The 18,193-nt window shown below is 63.4% G+C and carries 16 protein-coding genes; 10 read left to right on the forward strand and 6 right to left on the reverse strand.

Annotated features, from left to right (window positions below; all coding sequences use genetic code 11):
• Positions 1-122: 122 nt before the first annotated feature.
• A complete protein-coding gene (locus F3H96_RS12285) occupies positions 123-3,068 on the reverse strand; it encodes a ribonuclease E/G (protein ID WP_149802000.1) in 2,946 nt (981 codons plus the stop codon).
• Positions 3,069-3,160: 92 nt separating this feature from the next.
• Between F3H96_RS12285 and F3H96_RS30465 the strand changes: the two genes are divergently transcribed.
• From F3H96_RS30465 to F3H96_RS12330, 10 genes are all read left to right on the forward strand, one after another.
• Positions 3,161-3,298, forward strand: a complete 138-nt coding sequence (locus tag F3H96_RS30465) for a hypothetical protein (protein WP_188131363.1) — start codon at positions 3,161-3,163, stop codon at positions 3,296-3,298.
• 142 nt (positions 3,299-3,440) lie between these two features.
• Positions 3,441-3,602, forward strand: a complete 162-nt coding sequence (locus tag F3H96_RS30470) for a hypothetical protein (protein WP_188131364.1) — start codon at positions 3,441-3,443, stop codon at positions 3,600-3,602.
• Positions 3,603-3,771: 169 nt separating this feature from the next.
• Positions 3,772-4,971 (forward strand): N-acetylmuramoyl-L-alanine amidase, encoded by a 1,200-nt coding sequence (locus tag F3H96_RS12290; protein ID WP_244619977.1) that lies wholly within the window; start codon positions 3,772-3,774, stop codon positions 4,969-4,971.
• Between the two features lie 230 nt (positions 4,972-5,201).
• On the forward strand, positions 5,202-7,658 hold the full coding sequence (locus F3H96_RS12295; RefSeq protein ID WP_149802001.1) for a penicillin-binding protein 1A: 2,457 nt from the start codon (positions 5,202-5,204) through the stop codon (positions 7,656-7,658).
• 126 nt (positions 7,659-7,784) lie between these two features.
• Positions 7,785-8,916, forward strand: a protein-coding gene (prfB, locus tag F3H96_RS12300; RefSeq protein WP_149802002.1) for a peptide chain release factor 2 whose coding sequence is annotated in 2 segments (ribosomal slippage) — positions 7,785-7,850 and positions 7,852-8,916 — 1,131 coding nt in all. Because the reading frame shifts where the segments join, the coding sequence is not laid out codon by codon here.
• Positions 8,917-9,062: 146 nt separating this feature from the next.
• Entirely contained in the window at positions 9,063-9,521 is a 459-nt protein-coding gene (locus tag F3H96_RS12310) for a GFA family protein (RefSeq protein ID WP_244619971.1), read from the forward strand.
• A gap of 261 nt (positions 9,522-9,782) precedes the next feature.
• Positions 9,783-10,160 (forward strand): hypothetical protein, encoded by a 378-nt coding sequence (locus F3H96_RS12315; protein WP_149802051.1) that lies wholly within the window; start codon positions 9,783-9,785, stop codon positions 10,158-10,160.
• A 281-nt stretch (positions 10,161-10,441) separates the two neighbouring features.
• On the forward strand, positions 10,442-10,810 hold the full coding sequence (locus tag F3H96_RS12320; protein ID WP_149802004.1) for a GFA family protein: 369 nt from the start codon (positions 10,442-10,444) through the stop codon (positions 10,808-10,810).
• Positions 10,811-10,946: 136 nt separating this feature from the next.
• The gene (locus F3H96_RS12325; RefSeq protein WP_149802005.1) at positions 10,947-11,597 is read left to right on the forward strand and encodes an OmpA family protein; all 651 of its coding nucleotides are present in this window, start codon (positions 10,947-10,949) and stop codon (positions 11,595-11,597) included.
• Between the two features lie 244 nt (positions 11,598-11,841).
• A complete protein-coding gene (locus F3H96_RS12330) occupies positions 11,842-12,450 on the forward strand; it encodes a hypothetical protein (protein WP_149802006.1) in 609 nt (202 codons plus the stop codon).
• Positions 12,451-12,541: 91 nt separating this feature from the next.
• Here the strand turns inward: F3H96_RS12330 and F3H96_RS12335 are convergent, their stop codons facing one another.
• From F3H96_RS12335 to F3H96_RS12360, 5 genes are all read right to left on the reverse strand, one after another.
• Positions 12,542-14,083: a DEAD/DEAH box helicase gene (locus tag F3H96_RS12335; protein WP_188131365.1), complete on the reverse strand. Its 1,542-nt coding sequence runs from the start codon at positions 14,081-14,083 to the stop codon at positions 12,542-12,544.
• Positions 14,084-14,374: 291 nt separating this feature from the next.
• On the reverse strand, positions 14,375-15,148 hold the full coding sequence (locus F3H96_RS12340; protein WP_149802008.1) for an NAD kinase: 774 nt from the start codon (positions 15,146-15,148) through the stop codon (positions 14,375-14,377).
• Positions 15,149-15,586: 438 nt separating this feature from the next.
• Positions 15,587-16,345, reverse strand: a complete 759-nt coding sequence (locus F3H96_RS12350; protein ID WP_149802010.1) for an MBL fold metallo-hydrolase — start codon at positions 16,343-16,345, stop codon at positions 15,587-15,589.
• Between the two features lie 3 nt (positions 16,346-16,348).
• The gene (locus F3H96_RS12355) at positions 16,349-17,413 is read right to left on the reverse strand and encodes an ABC transporter ATP-binding protein (protein ID WP_149802011.1); all 1,065 of its coding nucleotides are present in this window, start codon (positions 17,411-17,413) and stop codon (positions 16,349-16,351) included.
• On the reverse strand, positions 17,410-18,192 hold the full coding sequence (locus F3H96_RS12360; protein WP_149802012.1) for an ABC transporter permease: 783 nt from the start codon (positions 18,190-18,192) through the stop codon (positions 17,410-17,412). Before F3H96_RS12360 ends, F3H96_RS12355 begins: the two co-directional genes overlap by 4 nt.
• Between the last annotated feature and the right edge of the window lies 1 nt (position 18,193).

The raw sequence follows: 18,193 nt of genomic DNA on the forward strand, positions 1-18,193 counted from the left end.
AAGCCAATTCCAGGAAAAGTGAACAGTGGTTTTCCGCCGTGGAAATGGCTGCATACGATAAAAATCCCGCGCCGGATTGGGCGCGGGATTTTTTAAAAGATCAGCCTAACAGTCTGAAGGGTTTAGAAAAAACCCTTGCGCTGCCACCAGCCGGCGCGCTTCGGCTTGTCCTCGGTCTTTGCCTCGTCCGACACGCTGGAAGACACGACCGGGACAACCGGGGCGTCGACCGGCTGCGGCTTGCGCCGCGTCGGGTGCGCGTTGGCGGCAGGCTCCGCCTCCGCTGCCGCTGGAGCCGCGGCAGCCGGTTCGGGCTCGGCAGCGACAGGCGCGACCTGGGCAGCCGCCAAAGGTTCGGACACCGTCTCGGCCACGGTTTCCTCGGCCGCCTTCTTTGCCCTCGAACGGCGGGGCTTCTTCGGCTTCTTGGCCGCCTCGGCATCGTCATTGGCCGCCGCGGGAGAGGCAGGCTGTTCGGGCGCCGCTGCCGCGACCGGCTCGCCGGCGGCCTCCGCCGCTTCATCTGCAGTGTCGCCGACAGCTTCGCCGGCAACGGCTTCTGAAGCCTCGTCTTCGCGGCGATTGCGCTTGCCGCCGCGCTTCCCGCGCCGGCGCTTCTTGCCGGAACCGTCCTCGGCGGTCGCCGCCACGGCCTCGCCGCCGGCGGTCACGTCCTGGGCTTCTTCTGCCGCATCGTCGGTGGGTTCACCCGCTTCGGTCGGCGCCGCCACGGCATCCTCACCGTGCTCGCGCTCGCGATCCCTGCCGCCACGCCGCCGGCGACGCTTGCGACGCTTGCGATCACGGCCTTCGCCGTCCTCGGAGCGCTGATGCTGGCCCTGTTGCGGGTGGCGCGGCTGTTCGGCCTGGACCGAAACTTCCTCTTCCTCCTCGATGACGATCTCGTCCTCGGGTTCTTCCGGCTCGACATAAGCCGGCAGGCTGCGCACCTCGACAAAGCCTTCAGGCTTCTCGGCGATCGCGCCGCGGAAGATCGCGTAGTGTTGGGTGCCGAGCGTCTCGTCGGCCTCGATCGTGATCGTCAGGCCGAAGCGGGTTTCGAGCTCCACCAGGTTGGCGCGCTTGTGGTTGAGCACGTAAAGCGCGGTCGCGGACGGCGTGCGCACGATGATGTGGCTGCGCGAATCCTTGAGCAGGAATTCCTCGATCGCCCGCACTACCATCAGCGCCACGGAGGAATCGGAGCGCACATGGCCGGTGCCGCCGCAATGCGGGCAGGGCTTCATGGTCGATTCCAGCACGCTGGCGCGGATGCGCTGGCGCGACATTTCCATCAGGCCGAAATGCGAGATGCGGCCGACCTGGATACGGGCGCGGTCGTTCTTGAGGTGATCCTTCAGCCGCTTCTCGACGGAGCGGTTGTTGCGGTTCTCCTCCATGTCGATGAAGTCGATGACGATGAGGCCGGCAAGGTCGCGCAGTCGCAACTGGCGCGCCACTTCCTCGGCCGCTTCCAGATTGGTGTGGAGCGCGGTCTCCTCGATCGAATGCTCCTTGGTGGAGCGGCCGGAGTTGACGTCGATCGAAACCAGCGCCTCGGTCTGGTTGATGATGATGTAGCCGCCGCTCTTCAGCGTCACCTGTGGCTGCAGCATGCGGTCAAGCTGCGCCTCGATGCCGTTGCGCACGAAGATCGGCGTGGTGTCGCGGAAGGGTTGAACCACCTTGGCGTGGCTCGGCATCAGCATGCGCATGAAGTCCTTGGCCTCGCGGTAGCCGTCCTCGCCGGAGACCAGGATTTCGTCGATGTCCTTGTTGTAGAGGTCGCGCACCGAGCGCTTGATCAGGCTGCCTTCCTCATAGACCAGGGCAGGGGCCGTGGACTGCAGCGTCAGGCTGCGCACGTTCTCCCAAAGCCGCATCAGGTATTCGTAATCGCGCTTGATCTCGGCCTTGGTGCGGCTTTCGCCGGCCGTGCGCAGGATGACGCCCATGCCCTGCGGCACTTCGAGGTCGGCCACGACCTCCTTCAAGCGCTTGCGGTCCTGCGCGTTGGTGATCTTGCGCGAGATGCCGCCGCCGCGCGCCGTGTTCGGCATCAGCACCGAATAGCGGCCGGCAAGCGACAGATAGGTGGTGAGCGCCGCGCCCTTGTTGCCGCGCTCTTCCTTGACCACTTGCACCAGAAGGATCTGGCGGCGCTTGATGACTTCCTGGATCTTGTACTGGCGGCGCACCGGCTTGCGGCGGTTGCGGATTTCCTCGAGCGCGTCCTCGGCGCCGACCGATTCGACCTCGTGCTCATCCAAATGCGAGGATGAGACATCCTCCAGCATGCCGCGATCATTGTCGCTGGCCGCGGCTTCACCGGTCTGCTCGGGCTGATCCGCCTGCGGGGCAGCCTCGGAAATCACGTCGGCTTCGACGCTCGCTGCAATCGAGGTGGGGCCGCCTTCGGATGGCTTGCCATCCTCGTCGCCGGCGGAGTCGCCCGTCTCGGCCGCGGGTTCTTCAGCCGCTTCCGATGCGGAGGAGACCACCTCGGCGGCCATTTCCGTGTTTTCAGCCGGGGCGTCGATGGTCTCGCCGCCAGCCTCACTATCCTCGCTCACGGCAACCGCGGCGGTGGTTTCGTCGGCTGCGGCTGTTGCTTCGGCCGCGTTTTCGCCTTTTTCGGAGGAGGCGGCGATTTCAGCATCGTGCTTGTGCTCGCCGCGGTCGCGGTTCTTGCCGCCGCGCCGCCGGCTGCGCCGACCGCCACGATCGCGCGCCTGCTGCTCTTCGCCGTTCTCGGTCTCCTCGTCGTCTTCGTCCTCGGCCTCCTGCGCTTCGGCGCGCAGCAGAGCCTGACGGTCGGCGACCGGGATCTGGTAATAGTCGGGGTGAATTTCACTGAAGGCGAGAAAACCGTGACGGTTGCCGCCATACTCGACAAAGGCTGCCTGGAGGGAAGGTTCGACGCGGGTTACGCGGGCGAGGTAGATGTTTCCTTTGAGCTGCTTCTTGTCTTGAGATTCAAAGTCGAATTCTTCGATACGGTTACCGCGAACGACAACAACGCGTGTTTCCTCCGGGTGGGAGGCGTCTATCAGCATCTTGTTGGGCATTATTTTGTTTCCTGCCGGCAGCCGACAGCCGCAGCTGGCGTGGCAGAGCCCGCCGCTGTGCGCTTGTACTTGTGTGCATGCCGGATAATTGAATGTCCGCCAGCCGCCGCTTGAGCGCAATGGCGGTGCCGCCCGCAGCCATTGTGGCGCGGTTTGATGCGGACCTTTCCATGATTGCGCTTGTAGCCATTGGCACCCAGCAGAACCTTTTGAACCAAAGCCCGGGCTGAGCCGGACCAGCTTGTTTGCTCACAAAGAGCCGGCGCGGGGCAAACCCGGCCGTTTTCCTCACGCAAGCGATTCCCCCGCCACGGGAGCACGCCTGCGAAAATCGTCGCGATCACTTGAGCCTGGAAGGGTGAAGGAGCCGCCTTGGCACCCGACCTTTGGCAGGAAACTGCTGAGGCGAGCGGTTCCAGGATTGCAGTGATCCAACGTCGCTTTTATGATTTGACGGGATGGAAGGCAACCCCGATTTCGGATGCCGGCAAAAAGCGCTTCCGCAAGGGAAGGAGTCTTTCATCCAATCCATGAAAGGCTTGGTTAACCTTCTCTGAATACCAATCGTTAATTGAGTTGGCGGCCTGGCGGGCATTCTGCGAGAAGACCGGGCGCAATGCGTCATACCGGGAGCGACTGGGAAGAGATGGGACTGACGGGCGCCGCAGGCAAGAGGGGTGGGGTCGCCAGGCATTTCCTGGGCATGGCCTGGATCGCCCTGCTACTGGCGGTTCTGTCCGGTTTGACGGTCGCCGCGCGTGCCGACCCCCTGCTTGGCGCGACCGGCTATAAGATGGCCGGCGACGCCGCCAAGATGCGCATCGTGGTGAATTTCGACCGCGAGCCGGACGTCAAATGGTTCCTGCTGCGCGGCCCCAATCGCCTCGTCGTCGATCTGCCGCGCACGCGATTCGCGCTTGACGCCAAGGATGTGAAGCCGCGCGGCCTCGTGCGCGCTGTCCGCTATGGCGACCAGGGCCATGGTTCGCGCCTGATCCTCACCGGCAAGGGCCCGTTCGCCGTCGACAGGCTCGACGTGCTCAAGAATGACGACGGCAGCGGCTACCGCATCGCCATCGACATGTCGGCCGCCTCCGAGCGGGAATTCAACGACGCTCTGGCCAACCAGTCGCTGACGACCGGTTCGACGGTTTCCACCCAGAAGGGCGAGCGGGTCGGCACCGGTCCGGTCTCGGCGCCCGGCCATCGCTTCACCCTGGTGATCGATCCGGGCCATGGCGGCGTCGACGGCGGCGCCGAAAGCTCTGCCGGCACTGTCGAGAAGGACGTCACGCTCGCGTTCGCCAGGGAATTGCGCGACAAGCTGGCCGCTGTCGGTAAATACGATGTCTATATGACGCGCGACGACGACGTGTACCTGCCGCTCGACGAGCGCGTGCGCATCGCCCGCCAGCACGAGGCCGATCTCCTGATCTCGATCCATGCCGATACGATCGCCGTCAAAGGCCTTCGCGGCGCCACGGTCTACACGCTGTCGGACAAAGCATCCGACCCCGAAGCGCAGGCGCTCGCCGATCGCGAAAACCTGTCCGACCAGTTCGCCGGAATGAAGATCGAGGACGACAACAAGGAAGTCACCGACATCCTGATCGACCTGATCCGCCGTGAAACCCATGGTTTCTCGATGAGCTTCGCCCACACGCTGGTCGGTCAGCTGTCGACCAGCGTCGGCCTCATCAACAACCCGCAGCGCTCGGCCGGCTTCCGGGTGCTCAAGGCTCCCGACGTGCCGTCCGTTCTGGTCGAGCTTGGCTATCTTTCCAACGTCAAGGACGAGGCGCAACTGCTCAACGCCGACTGGCGCGGCAAGGCGGCGCAAAGCATAACCAACGCCATCGCGCTGTTTGCCGCGGCCAAGGCCGGAACCACGACGGGTGGCTGAACGGCCGCACTCGCCGACAACCGCCGGACGTCTACAACCACAAGCGGCGTTGCATGACGACAACACCCAGCGTTATTATTCGGCCAACCGAGTCCTCAAATTTCGCGCTGCCGTATTTTGTCCACATGGCCGCGACATGGGTCTTTGATTGCGGATTGGGACCGCCCCGGGAAGCTTGCGCGACTGTCGGCTTCGTCTAGGAAATTCCCGAACCTCGGACTGGAGCGGGCATGATTCGTCTCATCGGCTATTTCTTTGGCATCGGCACGACGCTGGCGCTGCTGGTGGCGGCCGGACTTGCCATCTACATCAGCCATCTGACCAAGGACCTGCCCGACTACGAGGTTTTGGCCAAATACGAACCGCCGGTGACGACGCGCATTCATGCCTCCGACGGCTCGTTGATGGCCGAATACGCGCGCGAGCGGCGTCTCTATCTTCCGATCCAGGCCATCCCGGACCGCGTCAAGGCCGCCTTCATGTCGGCCGAGGACAAGAATTTCTACAACCACCCTGGCATCGACATCACCGGTCTCGGCCGCGCCGTCTTCGTCAACCTGCAGAATTTGGGCTCTGGCAGGCGGCAGGTCGGCGCTTCGACGATCACGCAGCAGGTAGCGAAGAACTTCCTGCTCACCTCCGACCAGACCTATGAGCGCAAGATCAAGGAGATGATCCTGGCCTTCCGCATCGAGCAGGCCTATTCGAAGGATCGTATCCTCGAACTCTATCTCAACGAAATCTTCTTCGGCTTCGGCGCCTATGGCGTCGCGGGCGCCGCGCTCACCTATTTCGACAAGTCGGTCAACGAACTGACGGTAGCCGAGGCGGCTTACCTCGCCTCGTTGCCGAAGGGCCCGAACAATTACCATCCCTTCAAGCATGCCGACCGCGCGCTGGAGCGTCGCAACTGGGTCATCGATCAGATGGTCGAGAACGGCTACGTCACCCGCGAGGAGGGCGACAAGGCCAAGGCCGAACCGCTCGGCGTGACGCCGCGTCGCAACGGCTCCTACCTGTTTGCCGGCGAATACTTCACCGAGGAAGTCCGCCGCCAGATCATCGCGCGCTACGGCGAGAATGCGCTTTACGAGGGCGGCTTGTCGGTGCGCACCACGCTCGATCCGAAGATCCAGCTTATCGCGCGCAAGGCGATGCAGAACGGCCTGCTTAAATACGACATGCTGCGCGGCTATCGCGGTCCGGTGAAGCATATCGACGTCTCGGGCGACTGGGGCGTGCCGCTCGGCAACGTGAAGGGCCTCGAGGATGTGCCGGAATGGACGCTGGCCGTCGTGCTCGACAGTTCCGCCGACGGGTTGACCATCGGCATCCAGCCGACGCGCCAGGTCTCCGGCGACCTTGCCAAGGAGCGGGTCGAGGGCACCGTCAGCAAGGACGACATGGGCTTCGCCATGCGCCATTTCGTCAACGGCAAGTCCGTCAGGGCAAAATCTCCGGCGGAGGTGCTGGAGCCCGGCGATGTCATCTTCGTGCAGAAGAACGAGGGCTCCGACAACACCTACATGCTGCGCCAGGTGCCGGAAGTCGAGGGCGGCCTCGTCGCCATGGACCCGCATACCGGGCGCGTGCTCGCGATAGTCGGCGGCTTCTCCTACGCCCAGTCGGAATTCAACCGCGCCACCCAGGCGATGCGCCAGCCGGGCTCCTCGTTCAAGCCGATCGTCTATTCGGCAGCGCTCGACAATGGCTACACGCCGGCCTCGGTGATCATGGACGGCCCGATCACCATCCAGAGCGGCAATACCACCTGGACGCCGAAGAACTATGACGGCACGGTCGCGGGACCGGCCACCTTGCGCTCCGGCATCGAGAAGTCGCGCAACCTGATGACGGTGCGGCTCGCCAACGACATGGGCATGAAGCTGGTCGTGGAATATGCCGAGCGCTTCGGCGTCTACGATCATCTGGCGCCGTACCTGCCGATGGCGCTGGGCTCCGGCGAGACCACCGTCATGCGCATGGTTTCGGCCTATTCGATCATGGCCAATGGCGGCAAGTCGATCAAACCCTCGCTGATCGACCGCATCCAGGACCGCTACGGCAAGACCGTGTTCAAGCAGGACGAGCGCGGCTGCGAAGGCTGCAACGCGACCGAATGGAAGAACCAGCCCGAGCCGGAGCTGGTCGACAATTCCGAGCAGGTGCTCGACCCGATGACCGCCTACCAGATCACCTCTATGATGGAGGGCGTCGTGCAGCGCGGCACCGGGGCGACCATTGCCGAGCTTGGCCGCCACATCGCCGGCAAGACCGGCACCACCAATGACGAGAAGGACGCCTGGTTCATCGGCTTCACGCCGAACCTCGTCGTCGGCCTCTATATGGGCTACGACACGCCGCGCGGCCTTGGCAAGGGCGCCACGGGTGGCGGTCTGGCCGCGCCGATCTTCAAGGACTTCATGCGCGTGGCGCTCGACGGCAAGCCCAACACCGACTTCCAGGTTCCGGACGGCATGAAGCTGATCGCCATCAACCGCAAGACCGGCATGCGCGCTGCCGAAGGTGATCCCAACACCATCGTCGAGGCGTTCAAGCCCGGCACCGGCCCGGCCGACAGCTACTGGGTGATCGGCATGGGCGCGGACGGCTCCAACGGCGCCGGCGGGCCGTTGTCGCCGCAGGCGAACCAGGCCATTCAGAGCGGCGGCGGCGGCCTCTACTGACGTCCTTGTTTTTGAGACCGGCCGGCCGAAGGCGGCCGGCCCATTTCGCTTTACAGGCCGCGACGGCGTGCCTATGTATCGCGCCTATTCCGAAAAAATGAAAAGAACAGGACTGAACGAAGACCCATGCGCGCGGAAACGCTCAACATTGTCGACGAGATCAGGCAGGCGATAACCCTGCTGAGGAGGCATCTTTGACTGGGATCAGGCTGTAAAGCGGCTTGAGTATCTCAATTCTCGCGCCGAGGATTCCAGTCTCTGGAATGATCCGATCGAAGCCCAGAAGCTGATGCGGGAGCGCCAGGGGCTCGAGGAAGGCATCGCCGCCGTCAAGGGCATGACACAGGCGCTGGAGGACAATATCGGCCTGATCGAGCTCGGCGAGGAAGAGGGCGACGAAGGCGTCATCGCGGAAGCAGAGGCGGCGCTGCGCTCGATGCAGGGCGAGGCAAAGGCCCGCCAGGTCGAGACGCTGCTCTCCGGTGAAGCCGACGCCAACGATACCTATCTCGAAATCCATGCCGGTGCCGGCGGCACCGAGAGCCAGGACTGGGCCTCGATGCTCCTGCGCATGTACACGCGCTGGGCCGAGCGCCGCCGCTTCAAGGTCGAGGTGCTGGAAGTCCATGATGGCGAAGAAGCTGGCATCAAGTCGGCAACGGTGATGATCAAGGGCCACAACGCCTATGGCTGGCTGAAGACGGAATCCGGCGTCCACCGCCTGGTGCGCATCTCGCCTTACGACAGCAATGCGCGCCGCCATACCTCCTTCGCCAGCGTCTGGGTCTACCCGGTCATTGACGATTCGATCGAGATCAATGTTTCCGAAGCCGATGTGCGCATCGACACCTATCGTTCCTCGGGTTCTGGCGGCCAGCACGTCAACACCACTGACTCGGCGGTGCGCATCACCCATCTTGCCACCGGCATAGCGGTCGCCTGCCAGGCCGAGCGCTCGCAGCACAAGAACCGCGCCAAGGCCTGGGAAATGCTGCGCTCGCGCCTCTACGAGGAAGAGCTGAAGAAGCGCGAGGCGGTTGCCAATGCCACCGAGGCATCGAAGAGCGACATCGGCTGGGGTCACCAGATCCGCTCTTATGTGCTGCAGCCCTATCAGCTCGTGAAGGATCTGCGCACGGGCGTCGAAAGCACCTCGCCGTCGAGCGTGCTCGATGGCGACCTCGACGAGTTCATGGAAGCCTCGCTCTCGCATCGCATCGAGGGTGGCGCGGGCGAAGCGGTGGCGGACCTCGACTAGGATATGCCCACATTCAGGTGAGGCTGGCCTGCGAGTTGATGGTTTCCTGCGCTTCCGGTGCTCACGTACTTTGAATACGCTCCGCTCCGGTTCTAGGAAACCACTATTCTCGGCTCAGCCTGACCTGAATCTGAACATATCCCGGCGTGGAGAAGGAGGAGCAGGTGACGCGCAAACTTACCGGAAAATGCTTCTGCGGCGCCGTCCGCTATGAGGTGGCGGACGAATTCGTTTACGCCGCGAACTGTCATTGCTCGAACTGCCGGCGCACGACCGGGTCGGCGTTCAAACCCTTCGCCGGCATCGAGCGCGACAAGTTCCGTCTCAGCGCCGGCGATGACGGGTTGCTGATTTTCGGCGACGAGAGCGGCCATGACGCGCATTGCGGCCGATGCGGCTCGCTCGTCTATTCGCTGGTGCGTGATGGCGCTTACGTCCATGTCGCCATGGGGACGTTGGTGGATGACCCAAGCATCCGCCCGAGCGCACATATCTTCGTCGGTTCAAAGGCGCCGTGGTTCACGATTGCAGACGATCTGCCGCAATATCGTGAACATGTCGACGGCCGAAGCCCGGAACCTCCGTCAGCGGAACTTCGTTCTTAGGCACCCTGGGCGCAGGCCTGTCGTTTGTTCTCACCAGCCAAGCCTGCGCATCTTTTCCGCGGCCGAAGCCTGAAGCCCGGCGCGCCCCGAGGACGCGCCCACTTCTTGCGCCGACCAAGGAATCAGCTCAGCATTCGGGCTGTGGGATAGAAGCATTTATGGCCGGACGCGGCATATCTGCGACTGACGATCCGGCTGCTGGGAAGACACGTTCCGGGAACGGGCAAGCGAAAACGCTTGATGCTCGAAAGGAACTTTTCGATGTCTGCTGCCATATCAAGATCGGCCCAAGCCGTTCGACCGGCTGGCCGACTTTTGTTTTCCCTGATCGCTATTGGGATGATCGCAGTGCTGTCGCCACCGGCTGCCGCACACGATGCGCAGCCCACGGCGGCCATGCCGCAAGGCTGGAAATACCCCTTTGCCTGTTGTGCCAACTTCGATTGCAAGGAGGTGCCGCAGTCGTCGATCAGCGAGCGGCCCGAAGGCTATGTCATAAAAGGCACGGGCGAGGTGGTGGCCTATAGCGACAAGCGGGTCAAGAATTCGCCCGACGGCGAATATCATTGGTGCGCGCATCAGGCCGGGCTCGACGCCGGCAAGACCATCTGCCTGTTCGTGCCGCCACCCTCTTACTAGGCCGCCCTCCTGCTGGGGTTGTGAAGCTGCCGCGGCAGGCCGGCGCAAGGCGCGGGGGCCTCGATCCATGGCAGGAGAACGTTGCCGAGCCTGCCGACAGGCGGTTGTCAGGACGGCTTCTTTATGTTGCCTTGCCACGGAGCAATTCCGGGAAAAGTGCGAAGCGGTTTTCCGTGCGGAGTTGCGTGAAGGAAGGGCGAGCAATTCCAGGAAGACCGCGCAGCGGTTTTCCGTCGGGGATTGTGGACCAAGGGCGCGGCGGACAACAGGGAGGTGAGTTCATGACCATCAGGGGAAGCTGCCACTGCAAGGCGACGACCTTCGAGGTTGCCGAGGCGCCGCAGACGGTGACGCAATGCACATGCTCGTTCTGCTCCAAGCGGGGTTCGCTATGGTCCTACTATGTGCCGTCGCAGTTCAAGCTCACGAGTCCGCCAAAGAACGTCTCCTTCTACCGCTGGGGCTCGAGGACCATAAAGCATGGTTTTTGCGCTATCTGTGGCTGCGGCACCTTCACCGAGACCCCCGACTGGTCGACCGGGAAGCCTGATTTCGACAACCCGAAAATCAGCGTCAATTCGCGCCTGTTCGATGATTTCGATCTGGACAAGGTCGAGGTGGTGGTCATCGACGGCAAGAATTTATGGTAGAGGCGAAGCGGGAACGACGGCCGAACTTGCCGACTGCCTTCCCGTTCCGTTTTTCGCCGCATTTCATGCTACAAGGCTCCGGAAGGGCTGATTTGGCACGGCCGCAAAGGCCGTGAATTGGAGAGGGACCAATCGTATGAAGAAGACTGTGCTCGTCGCCGTGGCGACGGCTGTACTGGTGAGCGCCTGCACCACCACCGATCCGTATACCGGCGACCAGAAGATTTCCAACACGGCCGCCGGCGCCGGCCTTGGCGCGCTGGCAGGCGCCAGCCTTGGTCTGCTCGCCGGCGGCAATGACCGCCGCAACGCCTTGATCGGCGCGGGCATCGGCGCGCTCGCCGGCGGCGCGATCGGCGCGACGATGGACCAGAACGAGGCCGAGCTGCGCCGTCAGCTGCAGGGCACGGGCGTCAGCGTCACCCGCAGCGGCGACCAGATCATCCTCAATATGCCGTCCGACATCACCTTCAACGTGGACCAGGACGCCGTAAAGCCGGGCTTCTATCCGGTGCTCAATTCGGTCGCGCTGGTGCTGAAGAAGTTCCGCCAGACCACGGTCGACGTCTTCGGCCACACCGATTCGACCGGCGGCGACGAGCACAATTTCGATCTGTCGCAGCGCCGCGCGCTTGCGGTCGCCAACTATCTGGCCGGCCAGGGCGTCGATCAGCGCCGCTTCGCCGTCACCGGCTTCGGCAAGACCCGCCCGATCGCATCCAATGCGACGGCTGCCGGCCGCGAGCAGAATCGGCGCGTGGAAATCCAGCTCTCGCCGCTTACCTGAGAAAACCGCTTCCGGCGGAGCAACTCAAACAGCCAAAACGGCCCCGAGCGGGGCCGTTTTTGTTTTGGGGTCATCCAAAGATGGGTCAAAGGTCTTAGGACATTAGCTTGCCCTAAATGATACTGTTCCCAAACCGGGGAAAGGACTAACATTCGTGCCGTTCCCAAGGGGATGGGGCGAAAAAACGGCCGCGCAATCTGCATCTGCCGCCCCGGTCTTGCACGGCCAGATCTGGGAGGAAGGCATGACAAGAACGGCTCGCCTTGGGCGCTGCAGCGTCCTCGTTTTGACTGGTCTATTAGGCGCCTGGCTCGGGGCCGGCGCGGCACGGGCCGAGGACGCCAACAAGGCCGACATCGAAGCCTTGAAGAAGTCGCTGGCCAAGTATGAAGACTACACGGCCGCTGTCCGCGACCTCTATTTGTCGACCGTCGGCTGCGTGCACTATGGCGGCGAAAAGGTAGCCGGCGCGATGTACTATCCGAAGGGTGCCATGGGCATTCATTTCGTCAACGTCCCCAGTATCGGCAAGCCGCTCGACCCGATGAAGCCCAACGTCCTGATCTACGAGCCGACCGGGAAAGGCTTGAAACTGGTCGGTGTGGAATGGCTGATGCCGCTGACCCCGGACACCAAGGAAGCGCCGACGCTGTTTGGCCAGAAATTCATGGGGCCGATGGAGGGGCACTATCCTCTCATTCCGAGGGAGTTCGTCCACTACGACCTGCATGCCTGGCTGTTCAGGGACAACCCCAACGGCATGTTCAGCCCGACGAACCCGAACGTGAAATGCACCAAGGCCGAATTTCCGATGCTGGAGAAGCCGACCAAGATGATGCCGGGCCCGATGTGAGACATCGGCCCTCGGATTGCATCGGGCGAAGCGACGACGATAAGAAAACGGCCCCGTTCAGGGGCCGTTTTCATTCCGGTATCGACTACAGTCAAACTTTCGCGACGATCCGCATGAAGGCCGGCACGTCGTCGCCGAAGCCGACGGTTGCATCGTCTTCTTCCTGACGATGGCGGCCGGGGCGGTCGCGCTGCGGCCGGGCGTCGCCCCGCTGCTCGTGACGGTTGCCCGAACCTTTGCGCTCGTTCTCGGAACGGATCGCATCCTTGCGGGCGCGGCGCTCGGCGATGTCGGCCACCTCGGCGACAGGCTGCTCCTCATGCGCGGTGTCGGGCGTCTCGTCGCGCTTCGTATGACGGTCCTTCTTGCGCTCGCCCCGGTCCTTGCGGTCCTCGTCCTTGCGGCCGGCGCGACGCGGAGCGCCACGGCCGCGGCGCGGAGACTCCTCGCCCTCGCTTTCGGTCACCATCGAAAAGTCGCCGTCATGCCATTCGATCTTGGTGCCGATCAGCCTCTCGATGGCGTCGACATATTTGGTGTCGGAGCGGGTCGCGATGGTGAAGGACTTGCCTGAGCGCCCGGCGCGGCCGGTGCGGCCGATGCGGTGGACGTAGTCTTCGGCATGAATCGGCACGTCGTAGTTGAAGACGTGGCTGACATCGGGAATGTCGAGGCCGCGCGCGGCAACGTCGGAGGCGACGAGGTAGCGCAGCTTGCCGTCGCGGAAATTGGCAAGCATCTGCATGCGCGCGCGCTGGTCCATGTCGCCATGCAGCGCGCCGGCGTCGAAATCATGCTTGAGCAGCGAACGGAACAGCTCCGACACCTCGACCTTGCGGTTGCAGAAGATGATGGCGTTCTTCAGGTCGGCGTCTTCGGCCTTGATCAGGTTGCGCAGCGTCTCGCGCTTCTCCCACGGCTTCGTGCCCGATTTTACCAGCCGTTGGATGATGTTGGTCGCGGCGGACGCGGCCTTGGAAACCTCGACGCGCACCGGCGCGTGCAGGAATTTTTCGGTGAGCTTGGTGATCTCGGGCGGCATCGTGGCCGAGAAGAACAGCGTCTGGCGCGTGAACGGGATCATCTCGCAGATGCGCTCGATATCGGGAATGAAGCCCATGTCGAGCATACGGTCGGCCTCGTCGATCACCAGGATCTCGACGCCGTTGAGCAGAAGCTTGCCGCGCTCGCGGTGGTCGAGCAGGCGCCCGGGCGTTGCGATCAACACGTCGGCGCCGCGTTCGAGCTTCTTATCCTGTTCGTCGAACGAGACGCCACCGATCAACAGCGCGATGTTGAGCTTGTGGTTCTTGCCGTACTTGATGAAGTTTTCCTCGACCTGCGCGGCCAGCTCGCGCGTTGGTTCGAGGATCAGCGTGCGCGGCATGCGGGCTCGGGCGCGGCCCTTTTCCAGGCGCGTCAGCATCGGCAGCACGAAGGAAGCGGTCTTGCCGGTGCCGGTCTGGGCGATGCCTAGCACGTCCTTGCCGAGCAGCGCATGCGGGATGGCGCCGGCCTGGATCGGCGTCGGCTTGGTATAGCCGGCATCGGTGACTGCGGAGAGGACCTTCGGCGACAGGCCGAGGTCCGAAAATGTCAACGCTTCTTGAGCGGTCGTGGTGTCTGAGGACAAGTGTTTGATGTCTTTGGCTGGTTCGGAAAAAATCGCAACACGTGTTGCGGCAGGCGCCGCGCACCTGCAAGATCGCGGTTGCAGTTAGGCGCAAGTCCGCGATTTGTCAACAGAAACGGGCAGGAATCCGGCGATTGTGAAGACGTAACCTTAATCGCGATGCTTAAAGCGCGTCGCGTCGAAACGGAATCAGGCTAGGCGCTTTAAATCCTGCTTGATGCATGTCGTGTTCCCAAAACCGCTGGGCACTTTGGCCGACATGCATTGATCGAACGGTATCGTTGCGCCGGCTCAGTAGCGGAATTGCTCGGCAAGGATGCGCTCGTTCCATGAATGGTTCGGATCGAACAGCAAAGTCGCCGTCGCCGTCGGCGATTCCCGCACGGTGACGGAGGCCACCGCCTTGACCTCGGTATGGTCGGCGGCGGCGTTCACCGGGCGCTTTTCAGCTTCCAGAATGTCGAAGCGCACGGTCGCCTTGTTGGATAAAAGCGCTCCGCGCCAGCGGCGCGGCCGGAAAGGACTGACCGGCGTCAGCGCCAGGAGCGGCGCGTCGAGCGGCAGGATCGGCCCATGCGCCGACAGATTGTAGGCAGTGGAGCCGGCGGGTGTCGCGATCATCACGCCGTCGCAGTTCAGCTCCTCCAGCCGCACCTGGCCGTCGACGGTGATACGGATCTTCGCCGTCTGGTAGGATTGGCGCCACAGCGCCACTTCGTTGATGGCCGGCGCCGAAATCGTGTCGCCGTCATGCGTCAGCGCGACCATTTCCAGCGGGCGGATCGTCTCGGCTACCGCGTTGGCGATGCGCTCCTCGAGCCCACCGGCACGATATTCGTTCATCAGGAAGCCAATGGTGCCACGGTTCATGCCGTAGATCTTCTTGCCCGTGCTCATCGTCTCGCGCAGCGTCTGCAGCAGAAAACCGTCGCCGCCGAGCGCGATGATGATCTCGGCCTCCGCGACCGGCACCTGCCCATAGCGCGTCGACAGGCTTTCCAGCGCGGCGCGGGCGTCGTCGGTGTCGGACGAGACGAAGGCGAAACGGCTGTCGGCTTTGCTCATGGCTCCCGGAGGGCGACCATCTGAGGGGCCGCGCCGGCGACGGCGTAGCATGGGGCACCCATATCTGTGAAGGGCGCTATGTCGCGCCGGCCGATGCGTTCGCGGACGCGACAATCGCGCTTCGTGACAGCCGCGACACGAATGTGATGGCTGCAATGGTTAAGGCGATGCTTAAACACTCGTAAACACACGAGGACCATGTTAGCCGACAGTGGATGGGTTGGCGGGGGCTGACCAGTCGAGAGACCTGTCTATTGCCAGTAACGCGTCTGATTATAGTCTTCCTGATGATGGGAAGTTTCGCGCTGATGTTCGCTGAACTGGTGCGCCATTCGGAAGAGATGAGCCAGCGGCCGCAGCCGACGACCTCCCGCTGTGGTGACGCCACCGGGACGCCCTGTCCGCAAAGGGCGCTATAGGGTTCGCTTTTCCGCTCGCTCAGCCACTCTGCAGGTGACAGCCGGCCTTGCGCTTGCCCTCAACATATTCGTCGATGAGTTGCCGATAGCGCACCTTGCCGAAGCTCGGAAAATGGCCGCCATGCACGACCGAGACGTCGACCTCGCGCATGCCAAGCAGCGTCCCGACATACTCATCGATGTCGGAGTGATAGACGTCATCGATCAGCGGCCCGTCATAGACGATGTCGCCTGACAGCAGGATGCCGGTCTTTTTTTCGTAGAGCGCGATGCCGCCCGGCGAATGTCCGGGCGTATGCATGACCTCGAAGGCGCGGTCACCGAGATCGATGACGTCGCCGTGCTCGAGCAGCCGGCCGGCCGGCGCGGGCTGGACGCGATAGTGCGCCGTGTCCCAGCCTCGCGGCATGCCATCGAACATATCCTCATTGGCGTAGCGGTCCGCGACTGTCCATTCGTTGCGCGGATCGGCGAGGATCGCGGCCTCGGCCGAATGCACGCAGCGATCGGGGAACTCATGGTGGCAGCCGATATGGTCGAAATGCGTGTGGCTGGCGACGCAGGTGAGCCCGCGCCCGGTCACCAGCGGCACATGGCGTCTGAGGCTGAAATGGCCGAGGCCGGTGTCGAACAACAGGTCGCGGTCGCGCCCGCGCACATGCCAGATGTTGCAGCGGAAGAACGGCTTTATCCATGGCTCGTGGATGAGCGTGATGTCATCACCCATGCGGATGGTTTCGTACCAGTCAGGAGCCTCGATGACCGGAAGCATGCTCATGGATCAGTCCGCCAGCAGGATGATGTCTTGAGCGTTGCATGAAACCGCGATTGTGTCGCCCGCCCGGACGGCGGCGGACGCGGGGGCCTTGGCGATGAATTGCAATGCCGGATCGAGCGTTGAGACCGCCAGCACTCGCTTGAAACTGCCCTGGAAGACGACATCGCCGACCTTGGCGGTGCCGAGCGCGACATCGCCCTTCGCTTCGCCGAGAACGAGATGCTCCGGCCGGATGGCGAGGGCGACATTGGCGCCGGCAGGTGAAGCGCCGGGCAGCGAAACCGGTCCAACCGGGGTCGAGGCCGTGACGATCCCGTTCTTCGCCTCGGCCAGGGTGCCGGCAAGGATCGTGCTTTCGCCCATGAAGGTGGCGGAAAAGCGCGTCGCCGGCCGCGCATAGACCCGTTCCGGCGGGCCTTCGTCCTCGATGCGCCCGTCATTCATCACCACGCAATGGTCCGCCAGCGCCATCGCTTCTTCCTGGTCGTGGGTGACGTGGATGAAGGCGGTGCCGACGCGCTTCTGGATCGCCTTCAACTCGTCCTGCATCTGTCGGCGCAGCTTGAGATCCAGCGCGCCGAGCGGCTCGTCGAGCAAAAGCACCGCCGGTTCGATGACCAACGCGCGGGCCAGCGCCACACGTTGGCGCTGGCCGCCGGAGAGCTGATGCGGCTTCTTGTCGAAGGCGGCCGCCAGCCCGACGAGGGCAAGCGCATCGCGCGCCTTGGCCGCCCGCGTCGCGCCGTCGACGCCCTGCATGCGCAGCCCGAAGCCGACATTGCCGCCGACGCTCATATGCGGGAACAGCGCGTAGTCCTGGAACACAGTGGTCGTCGGGCGCTTGGCCGGAGGCACGGCGGTGCAATCCGCGCCGCGAATGAATACCTTGCCTTCGCTGGGCGTGACGAAGCCGCCGAGGATGGAAAGCAGCGTCGTCTTGCCGGAACCCGAGGGCCCGAGCAGGATCGTGTAACTGCCGGGTTCGATCGCGAGTGAGACGTTCTTCAGCACCGCAAGCTGGCCGAAGCGGTGCGAGACATTGCGGATATCGACCAGAGGCGCGCTCATGCCGGCTTTCTCCGCAGCAGGGTCAATTCGAAAAACACCACGAGCACGATGGAGACGGCAAACACCAGCGAGCCGACGGCATTCGTCTTGGGGTTGAGGCCGGAGCGCAGGAGGTTCCAGATTTCCACGGGCAGCGTCGTCTCGAAACGCGTGAGCAGGAAGGAGATGACGAACTCGTCCCAGGAGAAGGTCATCGACAGGAAGAAGCCGGCGAAGATCGCCGGCGCCATCACCGGCACCGTGATCATCATCAGCACCTTCCATTCGGCAGCACCCAGGTCGCGCGCGGCGCGCTCGATATTGATCTGGTGATCGCCCATCTGGCTGTAGATGATGGCGAAGCAAAGCGGCAGGTTGATCACGACATGGCCGATGCCGGCGGCAAGCAACGATTTCGGCACGCCTGCCCAGTTGAACAGCACCAAGAGCCCCATGCCGATGATCAGATAGCTGACGGTGAGCGGCAGCGTGATCAGCCCGCGCAGCAGCGCCGAACCCGGCAGCACGAAGCGGGCAAAACCCCAGGCGGAGAGGAAGCCGAGCGTGACCGACGCGAGAGAAGACAGCACCGCCACCAGCAGCGAGTTGACCAACGCCGAGGTCAGCCGTGCATCGGAAAGCACCGCCTGGTACCAGCGCAATGACGGGCCGGTGAAAGGCGGGATCGGGAAGGAGGTCGCCTGCAGCGAGAACAGCACCAGCACGACCACCGGCAGGAAGATGAAGCCATAAATCGCGATTGCGTAGATCCAGGCGGCGAAGCGGACGATGGCGCGCATG

It is taken from the genome of Mesorhizobium sp. NFR06 (assembly GCF_900115245.1).
In the GTDB taxonomy this organism is placed as follows: domain Bacteria; phylum Pseudomonadota; class Alphaproteobacteria; order Rhizobiales; family Rhizobiaceae; genus Mesorhizobium.